Genomic DNA, 23,105 nt, shown 5'->3' with positions numbered 1-23,105 from the left:
TCCATCCCGAGGTCACCGCCCCTGGTGCGCGCATAATAGCCCGGTGCCGGGCCGCTCTGCTTCCCGGCGGACGCACCGCGATCGCAGCCGGTGACCGGTGTCACTCGCGGAAAGTCCGGGTCAGGTGGAATCCTTGATGTCCTTCTTCAGGTCGCCATATCCCGCCTGGAGCTTTCCACCCGCCTTCTGAGCGCGCCCTTTCACTTCCAGTTCCTTGTTGCCAACGACCTTTCCGGCCGTCTGCTTTGCCTGGCCCTTCGCCTCTTCGACGCGGCCCTTGATCTGGTCCTTGTTCATGCTTGTTCTCCCATTAACGGTTGTCGATAAAAAGGAGTCACGTCCGGGATGGCCGCCCGGCCCATCCGTCATTCACTTACGGGACCCGACCCGCGTCCCGGAGGCGGTCTCCGGCGTGCTCGAGCGACCGCCCACGTTCTCGGCGTTTCGCCAGCTCCAAGCTACACGGGCCCCAAGCCCTGCGTCTGTCTGCTGCCGAACAAAACCCGGCCGCGGGACGCGGCCCCGCCCGCCCTCCGATCGGCATGCGGCCATGCGGGCGTCTGTGCGCCACAGGCGCCAATGCGGTGCACTGGCAGCTCGAATGAGCCCCGAAACTCCCTGTGCGGTGCCGCACCGACGGGCCATCCGGCCACGCATACGCTTAAAGGCGAATCACCGGGTTCGGACAGCCTGTCGCCGAACCCGTCCAAACCAAGGAAAAGCTCATGAACCAGATCATCTACATCGTCGGCGCCATCGTTATCGTCCTGTTCATACTGGGCTTCTTCGGACTCCGATAGGCCTCGCATCGTCGCGGCGGAGGGTCCGCCTGCGGCTTTGCCGGGCTGTACCGCACAGCCCGCCGGCCATTCAGGGAGCGATCACAGGCCCCATCCGCCGGACAGGGTGCAGCCCGGGCACTCTGTCCGGCATGGCCGGTTGCGCGCCAGGGAGACCCTGATCCATTCGCACGTCCGCTCCCCGTGCGCGACGCAGCCGTCGAGCGCCCTGCCGGAGACCCCGCTCTGCATGCCTACGCGCGTACCGGAGGCGTCTCCGTGCTTGCGTGCTCGAAGGGGACCAGACGCTGCCGTTCCTCGTCCCACAGGGCGAGCCGGGCGCAATGGAGGCTTTGCTTCAGCGTGACACGGCTGATCTTGCGAAGCTGCGGATGGTCTTCCAGCACCTCGGGCAATCGGTAGAAGGGAATGCGGCTGGCGAGATGATGGACGTGGTGTACCCCGATATTCGCGGTCATCCAGCGCAGCACCGCAGGTAGCTCGTAATAAGAACTTCCGTAGAGCGCCGTTTCCTGGAAGCTCCACGCCTCGTCGTGCGCCCATCGCGTATTCTCGAACTGGTGCTGGACATAGAACAGCCAGACGCCGATCGCGCCCGCCAGAACCGCGATCGGCAGGTGCACCAGGAGAAAGGTGCCCGCACCCACCAGCCACATCATCGCAACGACGACCAGCGCAATGCCCACATTAGTACCCATGGTGCTCAGCCAGGGCATCCATCCCGCGCGCAGGAACCCGACGGGTAGGCGGTTGCTCAACATGAAAAGGTACACCGGACCCAGCCCGAACAGGATCAGCGGGTGCCGGTACAGCCGGTAACGCAGGCGTTGCCAGGGAGACAGCGCCTGGTATTCACGCACACTCAGGGTTTCGATGCTCCCCTCGTCCGCGCGATCCAGATTGCCGGAGTGTGCGTGATGGAGGGCGTGCGTGTGGCGCCAGAAGTCGTAGGGCGTGAGCGTGAAGATGCCCAGCGCCCGCCCCACCCAGTCGTTCGCACGCCGGGACGGGAAGAATGACCCGTGCCCGCAGTCATGCTGGATCATGAACAGCCTCACGAGAAACCCGGCAGCGGGAATGGCCAGCACCAGGCCGACCCAGTAGCCGGCGCTCACGCTGGCCCAAGTCAGAAACCAGAAAAGGCCGAACGGGATCACAGTAACGACCAGTTCAAACACGCTGCGCGCGAGAAGCGGCGTACGATATGCGGACAGTGCGCGCTGTAACGCTCGGGGATCATCGGCGGGTTCGACAACCGCTGCTTGTGGCTCCATGCTGGGGCTCCGTACTTGGCTCGACTCCAGCGACCGGGTTCACAACCCACCGCCGGCGAACCGGTTTCTAACACCAGGCTTTCGGTTTCGACACTAGGAACGGGTCCGAAAGCCGTACACTTCCAACCTATACTGGGGCCAGGCGCGTTCACCGTATGTTCGATCCCGCACATTGCGCCTGCTGCACCATGGCAGCTTCCGCTCCGCCCCCCGCGAGCCTTGTCGTCTGTTCACCTCCGCAAGTTCGTGCAGACGCCCTGGTCACGCCAATTGGACACGCACATTGAACGTGGAACGTCCAAACCTCTGTAGCACCCGGGTGTTACTCGATCTGCCCGCCATCCAGGCTCGGCTCCGCGTGGCCCGGGGCGACACGTATGCGGGTGGACGCCCCCCGAAAGAATCCTGTCGAGTTCACGCTTACGTGAATAGAGCGTTGACGCCCAGCATCCGGAAGTCTATTAAAGCAACATGGCTTTGTAACGATCTCCATGAACACTTCAGCCAGCAGCGATGGGGCACCGTCGCGCTTGCGGCCACCGGGGGGGGCTTATGTACTGATTCAACCTTCGGGCAGGGGGGCCAGGATGCCGTACTCCGATAGACTTCGCGCGAACGAGTTGCTCGCAGGACTTCCGCTCGATGACTACGCGCATCTTTCCCCGCACATGGAGGCGGTACCCATGCCGTTGGGGGAAGTCCTCGCCGAGCCCGGACACCCGATGCGCTACGCCTACTTCCCCACCACGGCCATCGTGTCCCTCCTCAACGTGATGCAGGATGGCGCAACAACCGAAGTCGCCGTGGTTGGATACGAGGGCATGATCGGGGTCTCCTTGTTCATGGGCGGCGAAAGCACATCCAGCCGCGCTGTCGTGCACAGCGCCGGACACGGGTTCCGGCTGAAGGCCCAGGTCCTGAAAGACGAGTTCACCCACGGCGGGCACATGCAGCAATTGCTGTTGCGCTATACCCAGGCGCTGCTGACCCAGATGGCACAAACGGCGGTATGCAACCGCCACCACACCCTGGACCAGCAACTCGCCCGCTGGCTGCTGCTGAATCTCGACCGTCTGCACGCGAACACCCTCGAAATGACCCAGGAACTGATCGCGCATATCCTGGGCGTGCGCCGGGAAGGCATCACCTGCGCCGCCGGAAAACTGCAAAAAGCGGGCCTGATCGAGTATCACCGCGGGCACATCACCGTGCTCGACCGGCCCGGTCTGGAGGCGTGTGCCTGTGAATGCTATACGGCGGTCCGGGCGGAATACCATCGTCTGCTGTCAACGTCGCCTGATCTGCAGCCGGGGAGCCTCCTGGCCGTGTCTCGCTGACAGCCCCCTGGATCGCAATGGATGAAGCGCCTGGGGCCAGGCCCATCCACCACGAACGTCGCGGGTCCGGACGCCATTCGCATGCTCTCGCATGCCTCCCCATCGCCGCAGTCATACAAGAACCGCGGCAACCTCCAGCCAGCCCTCCTGCCGCAAACCAGGCGATGCGATCCCGAGCGCCTCGACCCGCCGTACCCATGAATCCATGTCTCCCTCCGCGGCTGCATGCCGGTCGATCCCTCTCGACGCGGTAAGGATCGTGTTTCTTGCACCCCGGCCCGCCGCACCCTAGCGTGACGGGCTTACTCAGGCACGGATCGACCCATGCGCCAGATGTCTCCCCGAGAACTACAGGACTACCTCGCCCAGGCGGAGAACCCGCCGCTGCTCCTGGACGTACGCGAGCCCTGGGAATACGAGCACTGCCACATCGGGGGCTCGCAACTGCTCCCGATGGGCCAGATCCCGACGGCCTATCAGGATCTGAACGCCGAGGACGAGATCGTGGTGATCTGCCACCACGGGGTGCGCAGCCAGCAGGTCTGCGGATTTCTGGACCGGGCCGGGTTCCAGCACGTGATCAACCTGACCGGCGGCGTCGATGCCTGGGCGCGCGATGTCGACCCCCACATGCCGACCTACTGAACCGCGTGTCCCGCAGACCGGCCCTGTCGATCATCATCCCGGCCTGGAACGAGGCCGAATGGCTGCCGCGCACCCTGGCGGCGGTGCAGGAAGCGTTGTCCGGCATTGACCGGAACAGCGAGATCATCGTGGTCGACAACGCCTCGACCGACCGCACGCCACAGATTGCCCAGGCCGCGGGATGCCGCGTCGTGTTCGAACCCGAGCGCCGCATCAGCCGCGCCCGCAATGCCGGCGCGGCCGCAGCCTGCGGCGATTACCTCCTGTTCGTCGATGCCGACACCTGGCCCGACCGCGCCCTGTTGCAGGCAACACTGGACGCGCTGGACAGCGGCGAGGTCTGTGGGGGTGGCGCACGGGTGACCTTCGACCACCTCAGCCACTGGATCTATCGCTGGGGTGCCACCGCGTGGAACACCCTCTCCGCGCGCCTGGTTCTGGCGGCTGGCTGCTACGTCTTCTGCACCCGCGAGGCCTTCGCGGCGGTGGGCGGCTTCAGCGAGGCCGTGTACGCGGGGGAAGAGGTGTTCCTGTCCCGCGCGCTGAGACGCTGGGGCCGCGCGCACGGCCAGCGCGTCGAGATCCTGGAAACGCCCGTACTGACCTCCGGCCGCAAGGCGGACTGGTTCCATCCAGGCCGCCACATCCTCGTGGTGACGCAGGTGTTGCTGTTCCCCTGGAGCCTGCGCTCACGCCGCCTCAGCTGGTTCTGGTACACCCGCCCACGCCGGCATTAACAAAACACATCGAACTCCAGAACTTGGCCTCTCAGGATGATGGCACCAGCAGCGTCAGGCGCCGGGCCTGGCGGCATACCGCCTCGGCCGTGCTGCCCAGCAGCAGGTCCGTGACCGGGTTGCGACCGCGCTTGCCGATGACCACGAGATCCGCGGCCTTTTCCTCGGCCACCCGACCGATCACGACCGAGGGCTTGCCCTGGCCGACGAGCACGGTGTCGAAGGGGCGCTCACCGGCCCGCTGCGCCAGCCCCTCGACGTGGGCCTCGATGGTCCGGCGCTCCTCGACGCGTTCGGGATCATCGCCCCAACGCCCGACCGCCACCACCACCCCGCGCCGACACTGAGGCAAGACCTGCAAGAAGACCTCCTCGGCAGCCGCTGCGGCCTTCGAGCCATCCGTCGCCAGCAAAGGGCGACTCACCGGGGCCTCGGCCAGTGCCACATCGCCGCCGGTGGGTGCCAGCAGCAGCGGGCGCCGGGCGCGGCGCGCCAGATCCAGCACCGTGCTACCGAGCAAGATGTCGCGCAGCGAGCTGTGACCATGGCTGCCGGCCAGGATCACGCCGGCACCACGCTCTCGGGCCACGCGCTCCAGTTCGGAGGCCACGGCGCCCGCGCAGACGGCCGTATCGATCTCGAAACCTCGCCCCCGAAGCCGGGTGGCCATTTCCTCCAGGCGCTCTTCGTAATACGGGCCATGCCCCAGCTCGGGGGCCTGGGTGTACCCCCCAACCAGCACGTGGACCAGGGTCAGCCTGCGGCAGCCCAGCGCTCGCAGGCGTTCTAGCTGGCCCTCCAGACGGGCCGAGGCGGGCGAGAAGTCCACTGCAACCAGAATATGTTCGAACATCGCGCTCTCCAGCCTTTAGTTTTGGCTTTGGCCCATTTCGCCTTCCACCACCAGCCGGCGCCAGCGAAACAGGCCCTCCCCATCAATACGATAGGGACCCGCACCGAGATCATCGGCGACGAAGACCCGGACGCCATCAATCTCCCGGACGGTATAACCGTCCGCATTACGCGGTGCGCCCGGTTCGGCCACCGGCACCGCGGCCTGGCCGCCACAGCAGCCGTGGCGCGTAGACAACCGCAGCGTCACCTCGCCGCCCTGCCCGGCCAGCCAGTCGCGTGCCGCATCGGTCAGGGTAACCGTGGTCATGCCGGTTTCCCCTCGGTGTCCGCCGGGAACCAGTGGCGGGTGCGATTGGCGATGCGCACCAGCGCCAGCATCAGCGGCACCTCGACCAGCACACCCACCACGGTCACCAACGCCGCACCCGACTGCAGGCCGAACATCGCGATCGCCGCGGCCACCGCCAGCTCGAAGAAGTTGCTCGCGCCGATCATCGCGCCGGGCGCGGCCACCGCATGCCGCACGCGCCACGCCTTGGCCCAGTAATAGGCGATGTAGAACACCAGGAAGGTCTGGATGATCAGCGGAATCGCGATCAGCACGATATGCCCCGGGTTCTCCAGGATGCGCTCGCCCTGGAAGGCGAACAGCAGGACCAGCGTCACCAGCAGGCCGATCGGCGTGACCGGGCCCAGACGCTTCATGAACACGTTGTCGAACCACTCGATGCCCTTCTTGCGGATCAGCCAGATGCGCGTCAGGTAGCCGGCGACGAACGGAATGACGATGTACAGCAGCACCGACAGCGCGACCGTGTCCCAGGGCACGTGGATGTTCGACACACCCAGCAGGAGCACCACGATGGGGGCAAAGGCGAACAGCATGATGATGTCGTTCACCGCCACCTGTACCAGCGTGTAGGCGGCGTCGCCGCGGGTCAGGTAGCTCCAGACGAACACCATCGCGGTACACGGCGCCGCGCCCAGCAGGATCGCCCCGGCCAGGTATTCACGCCCGAGGTCTTCCGGGATCCAGGCGGCATACACCACCATGAAGAAGAACCAGGCGATCGCGAACATGGTGAACGGCTTGATCAGCCAGTTCACCGAGGTGGTGATGGCCAGGCCCTTCGGCTCCCGGCGCACGCCGAGGATCGCGGAGAAGTCGATCTGCACCATCATCGGGTAGATCATCGCCCAGATCAGGATGGCCACCGGGATGGAGACCTGGGCGTACTCCCACTGCGACAGGGTCTCCGGCACCACCGGCAGGAACTGCCCCAGGGCGACGCCCGCCACGATGCACAGCGCCACCCACACGCTCAGGTAGCGCTCGAAGATGCCCATGCCTTCCTTCGTCGAGATCTCCTCGACGGAGGCGTTCCGGTCGGTCATTGCTTCCTCCGTATCTGCCCAGGTAACGCGTCAGCAACAACCCTTGGCTTCATTGTCACTAGCTGGCCCGCACGAGACGCTTGATGTCCCTTCCGGTACACAGCAGTCACCGGTCCCTTCATCCTGTGCGCCGAACATCGGGATGCTCCCGAGCGTGTGATAACTCTCCCACGCGATCCCGGCCGGATCGGTGGTCCAGTACTTGTCGGATTGCGCGTAGCAGCAATGCGTGCCCATCTCCTCGCGCACGTCCGCGTCGATGGCGTCCAGACGCTGGCCCAGCTCCTCGAGCTCGGCCGCCTCTTCGGCCTGGATGCCGAGGTGGTTCAGGCCCACCGGCGCACCGCGGGCCGACACCGCGAAATTCACCCGCGGGTCCTCCAGCATCCATTTCGCGTAGTCGCCCTTGACCACGCTCGGCTGGGCCGCGAACAGCTGCGAGTAAAAGCGGATCGCCGGTTCCAGTTCCGGCACGGAAACGTGCAGGTGCATGCGCTTCATGGATCAGACTCCTTGATTCCCTACATTTCGCGGATCGGCCCGGGGTCCCACGGGCCATCCCGGGTGAACCCGGTCCGGCTCGGTTGTTGCGGTCCCCACCCGGGCGCGTGGTCTATCGGACGTGCCGGCCCGGCACTGGCAGAGCCGCTGTGGCTTCCGTATCCCCTGCACAATCCAGGGCCGCAGGCAACGCGCAGCTGTCGGAGTCGGCCGCACAGCAGTTTTCGGTCAGGTAGGCGACCAGGTCCTGCATCGCGTCGAGATTCACCCGATAGCGCTGGTAGCGCCCTTCCTGCGTGACGGTCAGCAGACCCGCCTGCGTCAGGGTCTTGAGGTGAAACGAGAGGTTCGTGCGCGGCAGTTCCAGGGTTTCGGCGATCTCGCCGGCGACCCGCCCAGCGTGGCCATAACGCACCAGCAGGCGCACGATATCCAGGCGAATGCCGGAGGCCAGCGACTCGAACATGTGGGTGGCGGTGACCTTATCCATAGGCCGATATTTCAACGATCCTTGTATCGTTGTCAAGTCACAGGACCCAGGCGCCGTTGCCGCGGGCGCGCACCTTTTTCTCAAGAACCGCCCGATGCCTCCCCGCTCAGCCTGCAGGGTCTGCGCCGGGCCACCCGGTCGCCGCCGGTCTGTCGGGGTTTTCCCGCGGGGCATCGAGGCCCGGTATACTGCGCAGTCTTCCGTTCAACTCCGACCACGACGCCCGAGCCGCCATGAACCCGCGCCTGGACCGGCTACAGCCCTATCCGTTCGAACGCCTGCGCCGGCTGTTCGCGGACCTGCAACCGCCTGCGGACCGGGAGCCCATCGCACTGTCGATTGGCGAGCCGCGTCACGCACTGCCCGATTTCGTCGAACCCGTCCTGCGGGCCTCCCTCCAGGGCTTCAACCACTACCCGACCACACGCGGCGAACCGGCCCTGCGCGAGTCCATCGCGGCGTGGCTGCAACGGCGGTTTGATCTCGGCAATGTGGACGCGGAACGGCAGGTGCTTCCGGTCAGCGGAACCCGCGAGGCCCTGTTCGCGATTGCCCAGGCGGTCGTGGCGGAGAAGCCCGGCGCCCGCGTGCTGATGCCGAATCCGTTCTACCAGATCTACGAGGGCGCGGCGCTGCTCGCCGGGGCCGCGCCGGCCTTCTACGACCTGGCGCCGGAGAACGGCTATCTGCCCGACTTCTCGGCGGTCGACCGGGCCACCTGGGAGGACGTGCAGCTGGTCTACATCTGCAACCCGGGCAACCCCGCCGGGGCCTGCATGTCCGAGGCCGCGATGCAGGATCTGATCCGCCTGGCCGAGCGCCACGACTTCATCATCGCGGCGGACGAATGCTACTCCGAGATCTACCCCCCCGATGGCGAGCCGCCGGCCGGCCTGCTGGGCGCTGCCGCGCGAATAGGCAATACCGCCTTCGAGCGCTGCATCGTCTTCCACAGCCTGTCCAAGCGCTCCAACCTGCCGGGGCTGCGGTCCGGTTTCGTGGCCGGCGATGCGGCCCTGCTCGACCGCTTCGCGCTGTACCGGACCTACCATGGCTGCACCCTGCCGCCGCCGACCCAGGCCGTCAGCCGCGCCGCCTGGTCAGACGAGGCCCACGTGGCCGAGAATCGTGCCCTCTATGCCGAGAAATTCGCTGCAGTGGTCCCGATCCTGGAATCGGTGATCGACGTGCGAGCACCCGCCGCCGGCTTCTACCTGTGGCCGCGCGTGCCGGATGGTGACGACGAGGGCTTTGCTCGACGCCTCTACGGCGAGGCGGGGGTCACGGTCCTGCCGGGGCGCTACCTCTCCCGGACCGACCCGGAGACGGGGCACAATCCCGGGGCCGGACACGTGCGCATGGCGCTGGTCGCCGCGCCCGCCGCCTGCATCGAGGCGGCCGAGCGGATCACCGCGCTGTATCGTTAACGCCACTCATCAATTTATTTTTCATTGCCTTAAAGGGAATACCTAATGTCCGATATCCAGAGCACCATCGAAGCCGCCTTTGAACGCCGCGCCGACATCAACCCGCGCAACGTGGAAACCAACGTCCGCGACGCTGTGAACGAGGCGCTGGATATGCTGGACACCGGCCGTGCCCGCGTCGCCGAGAAGAAGGACGGCGACTGGGTGGTGAACGAATGGCTCAAGAAGGCCGTGCTGCTGTCGTTCCGCATCTCCGAGAACGAGTTCATCAAGGGCGGCTTCACCAACTACTACGACAAGGTCCCGTCCAAGTACGCGGATACCTCCAGCCGCGACTTCCGCGAGGCGGGCGTGCGCGTCGTGCCCCCGGCCACCGCCCGCCGCGGGAGCTTCATTGCCCCCAACACCGTGCTGATGCCGTCCTACGTGAACATCGGCGCCTATGTCGATGAAGGCACGATGGTAGACACCTGGGCCACGGTCGGCTCCTGCGCCCAGATCGGCAAGAACGTGCACCTCTCCGGCGGCGTGGGTATCGGCGGCGTGCTGGAGCCGCTGCAGGCCGCCCCGACCATCATCGAGGACAACTGCTTCATCGGCGCGCGCTCCGAGGTGGTCGAGGGCGTGATCGTCGAGGAAGGCGCGGTCATCTCCATGGGCGTGTACCTGGGCCAGTCCACCCGCATCTACGACCGCGAGAACGACGAGATCCTCTACGGCCGCGTGCCGGCTGGCTCCGTGGTCGTCTCCGGCAACCTTCCGTCGAAGGACGGCAAGTACTCCCTGTACTGCGCCGTGATCGTGAAGCGCGTGGACGAGAAGACCAAGGCCAAGGTGGGCCTGAACGCCCTGCTGCGCGATGTCTGAGATCGCGCTCTACGGCATCGCCAACTGCGATACCGTCCGCAAGGCCCGTCGGTCGCTGGATGCGGCCGGCGTGGGCTATCGTTTCGTGGACGTTCGCAAGGACGGGCTGGAGGCGGATCGGCTGCGCGGCTGGGTCGATGCCGTCGGCTGGGAGACCCTGGTCAACCGGCGCGGGACGACCTGGCGCCAACTCCCGGACGATCAGCGCGAGGGACTGGATGCGGAACGCGCCATCGCGCTGATGCTCGAACACCCGGCGCTCATCAAGCGGCCCGTCATCGAACAGGACGACGCGATCACCGTCGGCTGGACCCCCGAGACCGCGGCCCGGTGGGGAGCGGCCTGAGGCACTCGCGGCCATGCTGAGACGGGCCAGCATCCGTTGGCGGGCCTTGCGCTGGCGCGCCCACAACTGGCTGGCCCGTCATCCGCGCCTGCATTCCGGGCTGCATGCCGCCGGGAGCATGAAGAGCGGCCCGGAGGCGCTGGCCCGCGGGGTCGCGATCGGGCTGTTTATTGGCCTGACCCCCACGGTCGGCTTCCAGACCGTCTTGATGATCATTCTCTGCATTGCACTGGCGGGCAATTTTCCCACGGCGTTCGTGGCCTCGTTCGTCAGCAACCCCTTCACCGCCGCGCCGCTGTATTGGGGCTTCCACGAACTCGGCGAGGCCGTGTTCTATCATGTCCCCCTGATCTCGCACGACCCCGACGCCTGGTATCTGCAGGGCATCGGGGACGAGATCACCTATACCCTGATGGGCAGCCTGCTGATCGCCACGCCAACCGCCATTGCCGGCTACTGGGCCTCCCGCCGCCTGTCGGCCGCCTGGCAACGCCACCGCGACCGGCGCCGTGCCGAGCGCGCTGCACAGCGGGAGCGTTAGAGAGCCACTACGGGACCTCGCTCCGAAGTCGTTCACGCCACACCGAATCACCCGGGTCCGGGTCACCAGCAGGCGCCTCCAGCCACGCATCCAGCAGCTCCACCTCGCCACCATTGCGCTCCAGCGGGGGCACGTCCGCGTAGGGATCGGGGTTGAGGCGGCCGTCGTGCCAGGCCCAGGTGAAATACCCCAGGTTCACCAACGCGAGAAACAGGATCAGCCAGCGCATTCGGCGCCCTCCCAGCGCGACAGCTCCCAGAGGCCGTCCAGCACCAGGTTCGGGAAGATCGTGGACTCTGCACGCAACACCGGCGCCAGCCAGTAGGCATCCCCCCCCGTCAGCCAGCAGGCCGCGCCCGCCCGCTCTGCGGTCCGCGAGCGCGCGATCAAGCCATCCAGCGCGCCGGCCAGCCCCAGGCTCCATCCGCGCTCCAGGGCCTCGGTGCTGTTCAGGCCCGGCGCGGTCTCCAGGTCATCCGGCCACTGCGTGGCCTCGCGCGGCGCAATGCGATCTGTCAGACGCGTCTGCAGCGCCTCCCAGCCGAGCTGGCGCCCCGGCAACAGATAGCCTCCCGCATGGCGACCGTCCGCCTCCAGTACATCCACGGTGACGGCGGTGCCAGCATCGACCAGGATCATCGGCGCATCGCAGCGGGCCCGCGCCGCGACCAGCGCGCAGTAGCGATCGACGCCCAGCTGCCCCGCCGCATAGTCGATCCGCAGGCCATGCGGGCCGTTCGCCGGCACCGTCACCGCGTGTACCGGCGCGTCGATCCCGGCGGACGCCAGTTCGGCCGAGAACGCCTCCTCGCGCTCGCCGGGCCCGACCCGCGACAACCAGACGGCCGTGAGCGGGGCCTCGCGCGCCATCGAGGCCAGGCCACGGACACAACCGGCCGGGTCGCGATTCGCCCCGGACCCCAGCACTTCGCCCTCCGCGTTGCGCACCTGCCACTTCACACGGGTACTGCCGATATCCACCAGGGCAATGTCAGCCATGTTCGCAACTCCGTACCGAGACCTCGCCCGAATGCAGGTGCCGGATCGCACCGTCGTCGAACTGCACAACCAGGCAGCCGCTCGCCGGATCGATTCCATGCGCCTGTCCGCGGGCGCCGTCATCCAGGATTTCGACCGGCCGGCCGCGCAGGCAGTCCAGCCGTACCAGCTCACGCTCCAGCGGCACAAGCCCTTCGCCCATCAACAGCGGATGCAGGCGACATTGCTCCGCGATCACCCGGGCTGCAAGCTCCAGGAGCTCTGGAACCGGGCCGGGGAGCTGGGTCGCGAGATCGGTCACCGCGCGGTCCAGCTCCAGGCCACCGGCGCCTTGCCGGTTGAGACCAATCCCCACCACCAGCCAGCCTGGCTGGCCACCACTCGCCGCGCGCTGCTCCACCAGGATGCCGCCCAGCTTGGCGGCATCGACCATCAGGTCATTGGGCCACTTGAGTCGCACACCTTCCAGACCCAGCGCTTCCAGCGCACGGATGACCCCAACGCCAACCCCGACCGGATAGGCGGGCGGCACCCGCCCCTGCATGATGGGCCATGCCAGCGACAGCGCCAGGCTCGCCCCCGGAGGCGAATGCCAGACGCGACCGCGCCGCCCGCGACCCGCTGTCTGGGCCTGCGCCACGCAGGCGCGTGGCAGATCGCCCGCCTCGGGGCGGGTCTCCAGCAGATAGCGGTTGGTCGAGTCCACCGACTCCAGCACCTCGACCGCCGGCGCCGTCACACCCGCCCCGTCGACCAGGCGTTCGACACGCGCTTTCAGGCGTGCGCTCTCCGGCGCCATAATGCAAACTGTGAACGCGGTCTCGGTCATCGGGATCAGTACTCGGCTCGCATCCGGGCCAGGGGGAACAGGGCTTGCATACAAGGCACCATGGTAAGCATTCCGGTCGGACGGTGCTGCGCCTGCTGATACTGGTGGCGGGGCTGGCTCTGGCCGGCACCAGCGCGGCCGAGCTCTACTCCTTTCGCGATGCCTCCGGGGCCCGGGTCCTGACCGACGAGCGCCCGCAGGGCGTTCCCTACGAGACCATCCGTTCGCCCGGCGGCGCCGGCACGGTCACCTCGACACCCGGCGGTGGAAACTGGTCACCCAGTCAGATCTTCGTGTTCCAGGGCCCGGGTGGAGAGCGCCTGATCACCAACCAGCGTCAGCAGAATAGCGGCATGGAGCTGATCGCTACCTACGGCCGACCGACCGCCCGCGCGCGTTGCGGCGCCCGCGCCCGCAATGCCCTGGCCACCGGCGGTGGCGACTTCGCGGACCTCATCCACAACGCCGCCCACCGCCAGGGCGTGGACCCGGCGCTGGTGCAGTCGGTGATTCACGTGGAGTCCTGCTTCGATCCGCAGGCGGTATCCCGGGTGGGCGCGCACGGCTTGATGCAGCTGATGCCCGCTACAGCCGCCGATCTCGGGGTGACCGACCGCTTTGATCCCGCCCAGAATATCGATGGCGGCACGCGCTACCTGGCCGCCATGCTCGATCGCTTCGAGGGGGATCTGGATCTCGCCCTGGCCGCCTACAATGCCGGCCCCGGCGCGGTGGAACGGCATGGCGGCGTGCCCCCGTTTCGCGAGACGCAGAACTACATCCAGCGCATCCGCGCCCAGTATGGCGGCAACGGGCGGCCCGACTGACGACCCTCAGGCCTTGGGCTTGTCCCGGCCGCAGTTCCAGCACTGGGTGAACTGCGGCTCGATCACCTCGCCGCAGCGCGGACACTTCCAGTCGCGGCCGTCGTGTTCGGGCTCGCCCTCCAGGTATTCCAGGATGATGGCGCGCGCCTCCTCGGCCTGTTCCTCGTGCACCACCATAATGCGGGCCCAGGTCTCGGTCGGCGGGACTTCCCCGACGGCACCGTAAAGCCCGGCCTGGTTCACGTAGGCCGGGATGCCGGCCTCCTGCAGCAGGGTCTCGATGAACCCGGCCATCACCGGGTCGGCGGCAGAATAGACGGTCCTCATGATCGCGACCGTAGCACGCAGCCCGGACCCGGCGCAGCGGCGGCGGTGCCTACTGCACGGTGCCCTGGTTGGCGGCCTGGAAGTACTCCATCGCCTTCTGGATGGCGAAGAACGGGGCCTCGTCGAGGGCGATCTGCGTATGCGGCAAGTTGATGTCCGCGTAGTACTTGCGCATGGCCAGCACGTGGATCGGCAGCTCGCGCGCGAACATCGGATTTTCGAAGTTGAAGTACTGCCCGAGCCCCAGCACGAGGTCCTGGCGTTCTTCGGCCGTCAGGCTCTCCGGCGACACCACGACATCCGGCAGCTGCCCGGCCTGGCCATCGACCGAGACCACCACCTGGCGATCGCCTTCGGCCGCGGCGGGGATATCGTCCCCAGTCACGAGCTGCAGGTTCTCGGACAGGTCCAGGTAGCCCTTGGACAGGATATGGCCGTGGGGCTGAAACACCTTGCTGGACATGTTCACTGCCCACAGCTCCAGGGTCTCCTTGAGGTCCTGGGCCGCCTGCACCTCGCCCAGGGCGAACAACTGCCGGGCGTAGAGGATGTCCCAGACCCAGACCTGACCGTATTCGGGCAGCTCGCCTTCGGCGACCACCGAGACCTTGTGCAGCTCCGGCTGTGCCTCGTCGCGCGCGTGCAGTGTCAGGGTAAATTCGGCCAACGGACTTCTCCTTACGGCAGCGCGTTTCGCGCTGCATGATCAAGCATTCAAGTATAGCCACCAGCGCCGAGACAGCGCAGTTCAGGTACGCCGCCCGGGGACTTCCAGGACCGTTCCGGGCCGTCCCAACCGACCCCGGTTCACGGAACTGACATAATGCCGTCATAGACTCTCGGTCCCACTTCTGCCGCGAGTCGTGCATGCCGGATGCCGACGTGACCCAAACCGACCTGTTCCTCAACCGCGAACTGTCCCTGCTGGAATTCAACCGCCGGGTACTCGCCATCGCCCAGGACCCGGCCTTCCCGCTCCTGGAACGCCTGCGCTACCTCAGCATTTCCTCCACCAACCTGGACGAATTCTTCGAGGTCCGCGTGGGCTCGCTGCGCCAGCAGGTCGAACTGAACGTGCAGGCCCCGGGCCCGGATGGCCTCTCGGCCGCTGAACAGCTGCGCCAGATCGCGCCGCGCGCCCACGACCTGGTGGAACAGCAGTACAGCACCCTGAACGACGAACTGATCCCGGCACTCGCAGCGGAGGGGATCCACTTCGTTCGGCGCACCCACTGGGACGCGGCCCAGCGGGACTGGGTGCGGGAGTACTTCCGCGAACAACTCCAGCCAGTCCTCAGCCCGATCGGCCTGGACCCGGCCCATCCGTTCCCGCGCATCCTCAACAAGAGCCTGAACTTCATCGTCACCCTCAAGGGCAAGGATGCCTTCGGGCGGGAATCCGGCCGCGCCGTGGTCCAGGCCCCGCGTTCCCTGCCGCGCCTGGTACGGCTGCCGCGGGAGGTCGCCAGCGGCGACAACGACTTCGTGCTGCTGTCGTCCATCCTGCATGCGCACGTGGACGAGCTGTTCCAGGGCATGAAGGTCACCGGCTGCTACCAGTTCCGGCTGACCCGCAACTCGGACCTGTTCGTGCAGGAGGAGGAGATCGACGACCTCCTGAACGCCCTGGAGGGCGAGCTGCCCCAGCGCAACTACGGTGCCGGCGTGCGCCTCGAGGTCGCGGACAACTGCCCGCAGGAGGTCGCGGAGTTCCTGCTGCAGCAATTCCACCTGGAGCCGGACGACCTCTACCAGGTCACCGGACTGGTCAACCTGAACCGTCTGATGGCCGTGCACGAACTGGTGGACCGCCCGGACCTCAAGTTTCCCCCGCTGGTCCCGGCCCTGCCCCGCAGTGACACGAGCGGCAGCGGCATCTTTGCCTGCATCCGCGACCAGGAGCTGCTGCTGCATCACCCCTACCAGTCGTTCATGCCGGTGGTCGACTTCCTGCGCCAGGCGGCGGCGGATCCGCGGGTGCTGGCCATCAAGCAGACGCTCTACCGCACCGGCACCCGCTCGCCGCTGGTCGAGATCCTGATCGAGGCGGCGCAGGCCGGCAAGGAGGTCACCGTCGTGATCGAGCTGCGGGCGCGCTTCGACGAGGCCGACAACATCGAACTGGCCAACCGCATGCAGGACGCCGGGGTCCACGTCACCTACGGCGTGGTCGGCTACAAGACCCACGCCAAGCTGGCGCTGGTCGTGCGCCGCGATGGCGACCGCATCACCCGCTACGCCCACCTGGGCACCGGGAACTATCACTCCGGCACCGCCAAGGCCTATACCGACTTCGGCCTGCTGACGGCCGATCCGGTGCTTACCGAGGACGTCCACCGCGTGTTCCTCCAGCTCACCGGCCTGGGCAAGGTGACCCGGCTGCGCCAGCTGCTCCAGGCGCCGTTCCGCCTGCATGCCGCGATGCTCGAGAAGATCCAGCGCGAGATCGACAACCACCAGGCCGGGAAGCCCGCCCGCATCGTCGCGCGCATGAACTCGCTCAACGAGGCGAAGATCATCCAGGCCCTCTACAAGGCTTCGCAGGCGGGCGTCCCCATCCAGCTGGTCGTGCGCGGCATCTGCAGCCTGCGCCCCGGGGTGCCCGGCATCTCGGAAACCATCGAGGTGCGCTCGGTCCTGGGCCGGTTCCTGGAACACTCCCGCGTGTTCTATTTCGAGAACGGCGGCGACCCCGAGGTGTTCCTGTCCAGCGCCGACTGGATGCCGCGCAACTTCTTCCGCCGCGTCGAGGTGGCCTTCCCCGTACGCGACCCGGACCTGCGCGACCGCGTCGCCGAGGAATCCCTGTTCAACTACCTGCAGGACAGCTCCACCGCCTGGGCACTGCAGCCCGACGGCAGCTACCAACGCATCCGGCCAACCGCGGGCGAGATCCCCTATTCCGCCCAGGAATCCCTGACCGCCCAACTGTCGGGTGCCACCACGGGCTGAGCGACCCTCTGTCTCGCCGACTTCAGAATCCCTCATTAGCAACGAGCTTCAGCCAATTGCAGGGAACGTTCTCCCAGGCGTTGGCTCCCTTCCGCCGCGGTAGGGTGCCGTTGAGCGCAGCGAAACGCACCATTTCCGGCGTCGTGCCAATCCCTTGATGGGATTCGCTGCGCTCATCCCATCCTGCGACCCGGCGGCTGGCTGAACGTCATGGCTAGTCAGGTCAGGATTTGTCGTGGTCCCGGTCCGCTGAAGCGGTGCCGGAACGCGAGACATCGTGCATCCCGCCCAGCAAGCTGACCTCGGCGTCGCCGTGCCGCAGCAGGTCCTGCAGCAGGACCACGATCCCGGCCACGCAGAGGAACAGCCCGAAATTCAGGCCGATCGACTGCACATGGCGGAGCACAAAGAAGAATTCCGCCTCCTGCGCCGGAATCCACAGGATCGGCGCCATCACCCCCAGCAGCGCCACGAATGCGTACACCATGAAGCGAATGAAATGCACCGGGACCCTGCGGATGCTCAAGCCGTAGACGATGGTCGCCACGATCAGCACACTCGCCGTCGCCTGAACCGCAATCATGGCCCGGTCGGTGATGAACACGTACCGACCCTCCTCGTAGGTGGCTTCGCTGAGCCCGCCGAACACCGCCACCAGCAGCGCATTCCCGATCACATAGACCAGGCTGAGCAGGAAGGGCAGTGCCAGCAACCGGTTGTGTCGCATCAACCGAAACCCGGTCGCCGACCACCAGATGCCGACCCACAGCGGCACCGCGAGTACTTAGATCCAGACCACAATGTCAGCATCCTGCGTTCCTTGTGTCCGGTTCGGAATAGGGGCTCACTCGAACTCCAGTTCCAGCTTGTGGCGCGCCCAGTCCTCGCGTTCCGCATCCAGATCGGCGCGCGTTAGCGGGTGGGTATCCAGCCAGTCGGGCGCGAAGGTCAGCGTCAGACCCTCCTGCGTCGCCTCGATGCGCTCCAGCGGCACCGGATCCGGCGCGCGCGAACGATGCAGCAACACGGCCAGACGCAGCAGGGCCGCCATGAACAGCAGCGGCCGCGCGCGATCCTCTCGCACCCCGGACAACAGCTTGGGCTTCAGCCCGCCCCGGTGCAGGCGCACCAGCCACGCCAGCTCGGCCTGTTCGGGCTGCGAGAAACCCGGCAGGTCGGCCCAGGTGAGGATGTACTCCCCATGTTTGTGGTATTTGCTGTGGGCCAGTGCCAGGCCGATCTCGTGCAGTTCGGCCGCCCAATCCAGGCGTTCCGCGTCGTCCTCGCCGAGCTCCCAGGCGGCGCGAACGGCGGTCACCAGGCGCGCCACCGTCGCCTGCACCCGCTCCGCCTGGGACGCATCGACCGCGAACCGCCGGCGCAGATGGTGAATGGTGCTGCCACGCACGTCCTCGTGCCGAAAACGTCCCAGAAGGTCGTGAATCACGCCCTCGCGCAGGGCCCCGTCCGAGGGGTGCAGCCGTTCGATCCCCAACGCCTCGAAGGCACCCAGAAGCACCGCAAGGCCACCGGCAATCACGGGCGCCCGGTCCTCGGCCAGACCAGGCCATTTCAGCCGCTTGATGGCCCCCTGCTCGATCAGCGCATCGCGGAGCCGCTCCAGGTTCTCGCGGCTTACACCCGGCGCCTCGTCCAATTCCCCCTCATGCACCATGCGGTCCAGCGCCAGGATCGTACCCGACGCCCCCAGCGCCTGCTCCCAGCCGGCCGCGCGGTAGGCACTCGCGATCGGTTGCAGCTCCCGCTGCGCCTGCAGTTGCGCGGCTGCGAAGGCCTTGCGCGTCAGTTTGCCATCGGCGAAGAAGCGCTGGGTGAACGTCACGCAGCCCATCTCCAGGCTCTCGGCCAGGACCGGCTCGAAGCGCTCTCCAATAATGAATTCGGTACTGCCGCCACCGATATCCATCACCAGCCGGCGGCCGCTATCGTCCGCCAGCGCATGCGCCACACCCAGGTAGATCAGCCGCGCTTCCTCGCGTCCGGCAATGATCTCCACCGGATGCCCCAGGGCCTCTTCCGCCGCGCGCAGGAAGGCGCGGCTGTCGTCCATCTGGCGCAAGGTGTTGGTGCCGACCACGCGCACGCAGCCGCGCGGCAGCTGCCGCAGTCGCTGGCCGAAGCGATCCAGACAAGCCAGGGCACGCTGCCCCACCTCCGGATCCAGCTGTCCATCGGGATCCAGACCGCTGGCAAGACGCACCGTCTCCTTGATGCGGTCGACCTTCAGGACCTCGCCGTCCTGGCGCCGTGCCACGATCATGTGAAAGCTGTTGGAACCCAGATCAACGGCCGCAACCGTCTCGGCATCGTTCTCCGTGTGCATGTTCAATCCGCCTCACCGCCGGCCAGCCGTTCGAGGATACGTCGAGGCAGGTGCCAGGCGAGCTGCATGGGGCCCGGCAGCGCGCCCGTCAATCCGCAGGCATCGCCCTTGCCCATATGAACCAGACTCCGCCCGCCCGTCGTGCCCAGCAGACAGCTTACGAGCAGCGACAGGTCCGGCTCGTGTCCCACGATCACCAGGCCGCCATCCGCCGGGAGATTGCGGGCCAGGGCCTCGACCTCCAGCCCCGTGGGTTGTCCGGGCGCCAGCCATTTCTTCTGCCGCACCGGGACATCCAGCGCCTGGGACAGGGGGATCGCCGTCTGGCGGGCCCGCAGATAGGGGCTGCAAAGGAGCTCGACCGATCCCGGCAGCAGATCCCCGAGCGCCTGCGCCATGCGTACCGCACTCACCTGGCCCTTGTCGGTCAGCGGCCGGTCACGATCCGCCCCGTCCCAGTCGCCGGGGTTTCCGGCCTGGGCGTGCCGCACCAGCACCAGCCGCGGTGCGCGCATCCCGCTCAGTCCGCCCCCGGCCGCAGCAGAAACAGGGAGTACCACTCCTCGGGCGCGGACCACTGTGCCGCATGTTCGAGCCCGGCCGCCATCAGCAGACGGTCGATGGCCTCGCGGCTGAACTTGCGCGAGATCTCGGTCCGGATCACCTCGCCTTCGGCGATCTCCAGAACCGCCTCCGGCTCCGACACGCGCACCGTCTGCTGTCGCCGCGACACCAGGTGCATCTCGATCCGCGAGAGGTCTTCGACGAACGGAGCGCGATGCTCGAAACCCTCCGGATCGAAGTCCGCCCCCAACTCGGTATTCAACACCGACAGCAGGTTCAGGTTGAATGCCGCGGTTACCCCCGCCGCATCGTTGTAGGCCGCCTCCAGGACCGGGCGCGGCTTGACCCGGTCCAGCCCCAGCAGCAGCCGGTCTTCGGGGTTCATGGTGTCGCGGATTCGTCGCAGCAGTGCAGCCGCCTCGGCGTCCTCGAAATTCCCCAGACTGCTGCCGAGAAAGGCAAACAGGCGCGGACCGTCGGCTTGCGCACCGGAAACATCGGCCAGATGGGTCAGCGCCGCCGCATAGTCCCCGCACAGGCTGTCCACCCGCATCTGATCGAAGCGCTGCAGGAGTCGCGCGCCGGCCTCGTCGAGGATCTCGCCACAGACATCGTTCGCGACGTAATGGGGCGCGGAGACGCGGGCTTCCAGCGCCGCCAGCAGGTACTCGGTCTTGCGCGACGTCCCGCTGCCGAGTTCAAACAGCGTGCGCGCCCCGGACGCCTCCAGGATCGCTTCGGCATGCCGCTCCAGCAGGTCGGCCTCCAGGCGCGTGGGGTAATACTCCGGGGTATCGCAGATCGCATCGAACAGCTGCGATCCGCGCGCATCGTAGAAATACTTCGGCGGCAGGGACCGGGGCGGCTCAAGCATCCCCGCGCGGAAATCGGCCAGCAAGTCGGCGTGGGCGTCGCGTTCCTCCACCACCTGGCGGCTGTAACGAGGGGAAATAGAGACAGCACTGGGTTCGGCGGACATCCGGGCTTCCGTATCGGGGTGGTTTGCGGCACGCTAGCACGAAACCCCGGACGCCCCAACTGACCCTAGCCATGTGCCGACACCTCGCCTATCTGGGTCCTCCGATCACGCTGCGCAGCCTGATCCTGGATCCGCCACACAACCTGATCGAGCAAGCCATGGCCCCGCAGGAGCTGGTGTATGCCCGCGTCAACGCCGACGGCTTCGGCTTCGGGTGGTTTGGCGAGGGGGGCATTGCGCGCCACTACCGGCGCGCCGATCCGCTCTGGCAGGATCCCAACCTGGTGGATCTGGCCAGCGACATGACCCAGCCCCTGTGGATTGCGGCCATCCGCAGTGCAACCCCCGGCTTCGGCGGCGACACCGTCAACGCCCAGCCATTCGCCCGCGACGGCCTGCTGTACAGCCACAACGGCCTGATCAGCCGCTTCCGTCCCGACATCCGGCGCCAGATCCAGAACATCCTCAGCCAGGAGGTCGAATCGAGCATCGAGGGAACCACCGATTCCGAATACCTCTTCGCCCTGGTCCGCCAATACCTGGCCGATGACGACAACGCGACGCTGGAGGGCGCCCTCGGCGAGGCGTTCTCCACCGTGGAGACCTGGCTGGGTGCCGACACCGCCCTGCTGAACGTGATCCTGTCCGACGGCCGCCGCATCATCGCCAGCCGCCATGCGGTCAATGCGCCCTGTCCCAGCCTCTACTACACCACCGATGACGAGACGTTCCCCGACGACAGCGTGGTCGTGGCCTCCGAGCCCCTTACCGACCGCGAACGCTGGCGCCCGGTCCCACCCGGCCATCTTCTAATCCTCGATCCCGACGAACCGCCGGAACTCCTGGCGCTGTAACACGCTCCACCGGATATGAATGCCGCCCATCCGCAGCCGAGTGCAAGCCCGCACCCATCCGACCTCCTGGACTGCCTGGCGACCCAGCACGACCGCCTGAACACGGCACTGGAGTCGACACCGGGGAACGAATGGCGCAATCAGTATCACCCGGACCTGAGTCCCATCGGGTGGCACTACGCCCATTGCCATTTCATCGAGGCGGTATGGCTACACGAACGCATCCTGGGTGAACCACCGCCAGATCGGCGCGACTGGCACGATCTCTACTTCCCGGAACAGAGCCCGAAGTGGCGCCGCGGCGGAAGACTCCCGACGCGCCAATCCCTGCTGGAATGGGGCCAGGCCAGCCAGCAACACCACCTGGACTTGTTGCACAACCATCCGGCGGTGCGTCGCCATCCCCTGCTCGAGCGGGACTACCTGACCGGTTTTCTCGCGCAGCACCACGCCATGCACCTGGAAAGCCTGGAGCAGGTGCGCTGGTTCGCCCGTCTGCATCGCCCCGCCCCACCCCGAGCGCAGGAGCCAAAACCGGCACTGGCGGCCGGCGGCGACTGGATCGAGTGCCCGGCCGGCGAACATGTCAGCGGTAGCGACGCGGCGACCGCCTTCGACAACGAGCGGGGCCTCCACCCGGTCCGGCTCGCGCCCCACACGATCCGCTCCCATCCGGTCTCCAATGCCGAGATCGCCGCGTTTATCGAGGCCGGAGGCTACCGCCCGGGCCCCCACTGGGACCCGCCGGGTCGAACCTGGCTGGTACAAACGGGCATCGAGGCACCTCTCGGGTGGTGGAAGCTACCCGACGGGACCCGGGTACAAACCCTCCCCCACGGCACCCAGGCACTCGATCCGCATGCACCCGCCGTCGGACTCTCCTGGTTCGAGGCCTCGGCCTACGCCCGCTGGGTGGGCGCCCGCCTCCCCCACGAACACGAATGGGAACACGCCGCCCAGGCCGGGCGGTTGCGCGCCACGGGCCAGGTATGGGAATGGTGCGGCAACCCCTTTCAGCCCTACCCGGGCTTCCAGCCCTTTCCGTACAAGGAATACTCCCTACCCTGGTTCGACGGCGAACACTACGTTCTGCGCGGCGGAAGCGCCTGGAGCGATCCATTGCTCACCCGCTCTACAATGCGCAACTTCTTCACCCCCGAAAAACGCCACGTGTTCGCCGGCCTCCGGCTTGCGCGCAATCTGTAGAGGTTCATG

General features: G+C 67.0%; 27 protein-coding genes. 11 read left to right on the top strand and 16 right to left on the bottom strand.

The window, feature by feature from the left end:
- Nucleotides 1-120: 120 nt before the first annotated feature.
- Both B0684_RS01015 and B0684_RS01010 read right to left on the bottom strand, forming a co-directional pair.
- Nucleotides 121-297, bottom strand: a complete 177-nt coding sequence (locus B0684_RS01015; protein ID WP_018176672.1) for a CsbD family protein — start codon at nt 295-297, stop codon at nt 121-123.
- A 736-nt stretch (nt 298-1,033) separates the two neighbouring features.
- Nucleotides 1,034-2,074: a fatty acid desaturase gene (locus tag B0684_RS01010; protein WP_018650035.1), complete on the bottom strand. Its 1,041-nt coding sequence runs from the start codon at nt 2,072-2,074 to the stop codon at nt 1,034-1,036.
- A 683-nt stretch (nt 2,075-2,757) separates the two neighbouring features.
- Between B0684_RS01010 and B0684_RS01005 the strand changes: the two genes are divergently transcribed.
- The 3 genes from B0684_RS01005 (at nt 2,758) to B0684_RS00995 (ending at nt 4,793) form a co-directional block, all read left to right on the top strand.
- A complete protein-coding gene (locus B0684_RS01005; RefSeq protein ID WP_018650034.1) occupies nt 2,758-3,411 on the top strand; it encodes a Crp/Fnr family transcriptional regulator in 654 nt (217 codons plus the stop codon).
- Nucleotides 3,412-3,735: 324 nt separating this feature from the next.
- Entirely contained in the window at nt 3,736-4,056 is a 321-nt protein-coding gene (locus tag B0684_RS01000) for a rhodanese-like domain-containing protein (protein ID WP_018176668.1), read from the top strand.
- 5 nt (nt 4,057-4,061) lie between these two features.
- Entirely contained in the window at nt 4,062-4,793 is a 732-nt protein-coding gene (locus B0684_RS00995; RefSeq protein WP_018650033.1) for a glycosyltransferase, read from the top strand.
- Nucleotides 4,794-4,824: 31 nt separating this feature from the next.
- On the opposite strand, the gene B0684_RS00990 is transcribed toward B0684_RS00995, so the two are convergent.
- The 5 genes from B0684_RS00990 to B0684_RS00970 all read right to left on the bottom strand — a co-directional run bounded on the left by B0684_RS00990 (nt 4,825) and on the right by B0684_RS00970 (nt 8,034).
- Entirely contained in the window at nt 4,825-5,646 is an 822-nt protein-coding gene (locus tag B0684_RS00990) for a universal stress protein (protein WP_018650032.1), read from the bottom strand.
- 15 nt (nt 5,647-5,661) lie between these two features.
- Nucleotides 5,662-5,955, bottom strand: a complete 294-nt coding sequence (locus tag B0684_RS00985; protein ID WP_018169936.1) for a CC/Se motif family (seleno)protein — start codon at nt 5,953-5,955, stop codon at nt 5,662-5,664.
- Nucleotides 5,952-7,043 carry an ACR3 family arsenite efflux transporter gene (arsB, locus tag B0684_RS00980; protein WP_018176666.1) on the bottom strand — a complete coding sequence of 364 codons (1,092 nt, stop codon included), beginning with the start codon at nt 7,041-7,043 and terminating at the stop codon, nt 5,952-5,954. Before arsB ends, B0684_RS00985 begins: the two co-directional genes overlap by 4 nt.
- 30 nt (nt 7,044-7,073) lie before the next feature.
- On the bottom strand, nt 7,074-7,544 hold the full coding sequence (locus tag B0684_RS00975) for an ArsI/CadI family heavy metal resistance metalloenzyme (RefSeq protein WP_018176665.1): 471 nt from the start codon (nt 7,542-7,544) through the stop codon (nt 7,074-7,076).
- Between the two features lie 112 nt (nt 7,545-7,656).
- Nucleotides 7,657-8,034, bottom strand: coding sequence for an ArsR/SmtB family transcription factor (locus B0684_RS00970; RefSeq protein WP_018169939.1), 378 nt, complete (start codon nt 8,032-8,034; stop codon nt 7,657-7,659).
- A gap of 233 nt (nt 8,035-8,267) precedes the next feature.
- Here B0684_RS00970 and dapC point away from each other — a divergent pair, with 233 nt between their 5' ends.
- From dapC to B0684_RS00950, 4 genes are read left to right on the top strand one after another with little or no spacing between them, the layout of a single operon-like run.
- The gene (dapC, locus tag B0684_RS00965) at nt 8,268-9,461 is read left to right on the top strand and encodes a succinyldiaminopimelate transaminase (protein WP_018650031.1); all 1,194 of its coding nucleotides are present in this window, start codon (nt 8,268-8,270) and stop codon (nt 9,459-9,461) included.
- 45 nt (nt 9,462-9,506) lie between these two features.
- Nucleotides 9,507-10,328, top strand: a complete 822-nt coding sequence (gene dapD, locus B0684_RS00960; protein WP_018145491.1) for a 2,3,4,5-tetrahydropyridine-2,6-dicarboxylate N-succinyltransferase — start codon at nt 9,507-9,509, stop codon at nt 10,326-10,328.
- Nucleotides 10,321-10,674, top strand: coding sequence for an ArsC family reductase (locus B0684_RS00955; RefSeq protein ID WP_018650030.1), 354 nt, complete (start codon nt 10,321-10,323; stop codon nt 10,672-10,674). Before dapD ends, B0684_RS00955 begins: the two co-directional genes overlap by 8 nt.
- A gap of 13 nt (nt 10,675-10,687) precedes the next feature.
- The gene (locus tag B0684_RS00950; protein WP_018650029.1) at nt 10,688-11,215 is read left to right on the top strand and encodes a DUF2062 domain-containing protein; all 528 of its coding nucleotides are present in this window, start codon (nt 10,688-10,690) and stop codon (nt 11,213-11,215) included.
- 7 nt (nt 11,216-11,222) lie between these two features.
- Here B0684_RS00950 and B0684_RS00945 read toward each other — a convergent pair whose 3' ends face one another.
- From B0684_RS00945 to B0684_RS00935, 3 genes are read right to left on the bottom strand one after another with little or no spacing between them, the layout of a single operon-like run.
- Entirely contained in the window at nt 11,223-11,444 is a 222-nt protein-coding gene (locus B0684_RS00945; RefSeq protein ID WP_018169943.1) for a hypothetical protein, read from the bottom strand.
- Nucleotides 11,432-12,214: a type III pantothenate kinase gene (locus B0684_RS00940; RefSeq protein WP_018650028.1), complete on the bottom strand. Its 783-nt coding sequence runs from the start codon at nt 12,212-12,214 to the stop codon at nt 11,432-11,434. Before B0684_RS00940 ends, B0684_RS00945 begins: the two co-directional genes overlap by 13 nt.
- Nucleotides 12,207-13,013, bottom strand: coding sequence for a biotin--[acetyl-CoA-carboxylase] ligase (locus B0684_RS00935; RefSeq protein WP_026304818.1), 807 nt, complete (start codon nt 13,011-13,013; stop codon nt 12,207-12,209). The genes B0684_RS00940 and B0684_RS00935 overlap by 8 nt, the downstream gene beginning before the upstream one ends.
- 113 nt (nt 13,014-13,126) lie before the next feature.
- On the opposite strand from B0684_RS00935, the gene B0684_RS00930 reads away from it, so the two are divergent.
- Entirely contained in the window at nt 13,127-13,870 is a 744-nt protein-coding gene (locus B0684_RS00930; protein WP_018650027.1) for a lytic transglycosylase domain-containing protein, read from the top strand.
- A gap of 6 nt (nt 13,871-13,876) precedes the next feature.
- Here the strand turns inward: B0684_RS00930 and B0684_RS00925 are convergent, their stop codons facing one another.
- Nucleotides 13,877-14,197, bottom strand: a complete 321-nt coding sequence (locus B0684_RS00925) for a putative signal transducing protein (protein WP_077276935.1) — start codon at nt 14,195-14,197, stop codon at nt 13,877-13,879.
- A gap of 49 nt (nt 14,198-14,246) precedes the next feature.
- Nucleotides 14,247-14,864, bottom strand: coding sequence for a hypothetical protein (locus B0684_RS00920; RefSeq protein WP_018145483.1), 618 nt, complete (start codon nt 14,862-14,864; stop codon nt 14,247-14,249).
- Nucleotides 14,865-15,064: 200 nt separating this feature from the next.
- Here B0684_RS00920 and ppk1 point away from each other — a divergent pair, with 200 nt between their 5' ends.
- Nucleotides 15,065-17,149 (top strand): polyphosphate kinase 1, encoded by a 2,085-nt coding sequence (gene ppk1 / locus B0684_RS00915; RefSeq protein ID WP_018650026.1) that lies wholly within the window; start codon nt 15,065-15,067, stop codon nt 17,147-17,149.
- A gap of 223 nt (nt 17,150-17,372) precedes the next feature.
- Here ppk1 and B0684_RS00910 read toward each other — a convergent pair whose 3' ends face one another.
- From B0684_RS00910 to egtD, 4 genes are all read right to left on the bottom strand, one after another.
- Complete coding sequence (locus B0684_RS00910) at nt 17,373-17,924, bottom strand: hypothetical protein (RefSeq protein WP_018650025.1); 552 nt, start codon at nt 17,922-17,924, stop codon at nt 17,373-17,375.
- A gap of 69 nt (nt 17,925-17,993) precedes the next feature.
- Nucleotides 17,994-19,493, bottom strand: coding sequence for an exopolyphosphatase (gene ppx / locus B0684_RS00905; protein ID WP_018650024.1), 1,500 nt, complete (start codon nt 19,491-19,493; stop codon nt 17,994-17,996).
- Between the two features lie 2 nt (nt 19,494-19,495).
- Entirely contained in the window at nt 19,496-20,008 is a 513-nt protein-coding gene (locus B0684_RS00900; protein ID WP_018145479.1) for a SixA phosphatase family protein, read from the bottom strand.
- Nucleotides 20,009-20,013: 5 nt separating this feature from the next.
- Nucleotides 20,014-21,036 (bottom strand): L-histidine N(alpha)-methyltransferase, encoded by a 1,023-nt coding sequence (gene egtD / locus B0684_RS00895; RefSeq protein ID WP_018650023.1) that lies wholly within the window; start codon nt 21,034-21,036, stop codon nt 20,014-20,016.
- A 71-nt stretch (nt 21,037-21,107) separates the two neighbouring features.
- On the opposite strand from egtD, the gene egtC reads away from it, so the two are divergent.
- Together egtC and B0684_RS00885 are read left to right on the top strand one after the other, a co-directional pair.
- Nucleotides 21,108-21,890, top strand: a complete 783-nt coding sequence (egtC, locus tag B0684_RS00890) for an ergothioneine biosynthesis protein EgtC (protein ID WP_018650022.1) — start codon at nt 21,108-21,110, stop codon at nt 21,888-21,890.
- 15 nt (nt 21,891-21,905) lie between these two features.
- Entirely contained in the window at nt 21,906-23,096 is a 1,191-nt protein-coding gene (locus B0684_RS00885) for an SUMF1/EgtB/PvdO family nonheme iron enzyme (RefSeq protein WP_018650021.1), read from the top strand.
- Nucleotides 23,097-23,105: the final 9 nt, after the last annotated feature.

The sequence above is a fragment of the Thioalkalivibrio versutus genome (assembly GCF_001999325.1).
Classification (GTDB): Bacteria; Pseudomonadota; Gammaproteobacteria; order Ectothiorhodospirales; family Ectothiorhodospiraceae; genus Thioalkalivibrio; species Thioalkalivibrio versutus.
The sequence above is the reverse complement of the archived record's forward strand: the minus strand, read 5'-3'. Positions and strand labels throughout refer to the sequence as shown.

Excerpts from the sequence above, each read along its gene's own strand:
- B0684_RS01015 (WP_018176672.1), bottom strand. The coding sequence starts at position 297 with ATGAACAAGGACCAGATCAAGGGCCGCGTCGAAGAGGCGAAGGGCCAG.
- B0684_RS01010 (WP_018650035.1), bottom strand. The coding sequence starts at position 2,074 with ATGGAGCCACAAGCAGCGGTTGTCGAACCCGCCGATGATCCCCGAGCG.
- B0684_RS01005 (WP_018650034.1), top strand. The coding sequence starts at position 2,758 with ATGCCGTTGGGGGAAGTCCTCGCCGAGCCCGGACACCCGATGCGCTAC.
- B0684_RS01000 (WP_018176668.1), top strand. The coding sequence starts at position 3,736 with ATGCGCCAGATGTCTCCCCGAGAACTACAGGACTACCTCGCCCAGGCG.
- B0684_RS00990 (WP_018650032.1), bottom strand. The coding sequence starts at position 5,646 with ATGTTCGAACATATTCTGGTTGCAGTGGACTTCTCGCCCGCCTCGGCC.
- B0684_RS00985 (WP_018169936.1), bottom strand. The coding sequence starts at position 5,955 with ATGACCACGGTTACCCTGACCGATGCGGCACGCGACTGGCTGGCCGGG.
- arsB (WP_018176666.1), bottom strand. The coding sequence starts at position 7,043 with ATGACCGACCGGAACGCCTCCGTCGAGGAGATCTCGACGAAGGAAGGC.
- B0684_RS00975 (WP_018176665.1), bottom strand. The coding sequence starts at position 7,544 with ATGAAGCGCATGCACCTGCACGTTTCCGTGCCGGAACTGGAACCGGCG.
- B0684_RS00970 (WP_018169939.1), bottom strand. The coding sequence starts at position 8,034 with ATGGATAAGGTCACCGCCACCCACATGTTCGAGTCGCTGGCCTCCGGC.
- dapC (WP_018650031.1), top strand. The coding sequence starts at position 8,268 with ATGAACCCGCGCCTGGACCGGCTACAGCCCTATCCGTTCGAACGCCTG.
- dapD (WP_018145491.1), top strand. The coding sequence starts at position 9,507 with ATGTCCGATATCCAGAGCACCATCGAAGCCGCCTTTGAACGCCGCGCC.
- B0684_RS00955 (WP_018650030.1), top strand. The coding sequence starts at position 10,321 with ATGTCTGAGATCGCGCTCTACGGCATCGCCAACTGCGATACCGTCCGC.
- B0684_RS00950 (WP_018650029.1), top strand. The coding sequence starts at position 10,688 with ATGCTGAGACGGGCCAGCATCCGTTGGCGGGCCTTGCGCTGGCGCGCC.
- B0684_RS00945 (WP_018169943.1), bottom strand. The coding sequence starts at position 11,444 with ATGCGCTGGCTGATCCTGTTTCTCGCGTTGGTGAACCTGGGGTATTTC.
- B0684_RS00940 (WP_018650028.1), bottom strand. The coding sequence starts at position 12,214 with ATGGCTGACATTGCCCTGGTGGATATCGGCAGTACCCGTGTGAAGTGG.
- B0684_RS00935 (WP_026304818.1), bottom strand. The coding sequence starts at position 13,013 with ATGGCGCCGGAGAGCGCACGCCTGAAAGCGCGTGTCGAACGCCTGGTC.
- B0684_RS00925 (WP_077276935.1), bottom strand. The coding sequence starts at position 14,197 with ATGAGGACCGTCTATTCTGCCGCCGACCCGGTGATGGCCGGGTTCATC.
- ppk1 (WP_018650026.1), top strand. The coding sequence starts at position 15,065 with ATGCCGGATGCCGACGTGACCCAAACCGACCTGTTCCTCAACCGCGAA.
- ppx (WP_018650024.1), bottom strand. The coding sequence starts at position 19,493 with ATGCACACGGAGAACGATGCCGAGACGGTTGCGGCCGTTGATCTGGGT.
- B0684_RS00900 (WP_018145479.1), bottom strand. The coding sequence starts at position 20,008 with ATGCGCGCACCGCGGCTGGTGCTGGTGCGGCACGCCCAGGCCGGAAAC.
- egtD (WP_018650023.1), bottom strand. The coding sequence starts at position 21,036 with ATGTCCGCCGAACCCAGTGCTGTCTCTATTTCCCCTCGTTACAGCCGC.
- egtC (WP_018650022.1), top strand. The coding sequence starts at position 21,108 with ATGTGCCGACACCTCGCCTATCTGGGTCCTCCGATCACGCTGCGCAGC.
- B0684_RS00885 (WP_018650021.1), top strand. The coding sequence starts at position 21,906 with ATGAATGCCGCCCATCCGCAGCCGAGTGCAAGCCCGCACCCATCCGAC.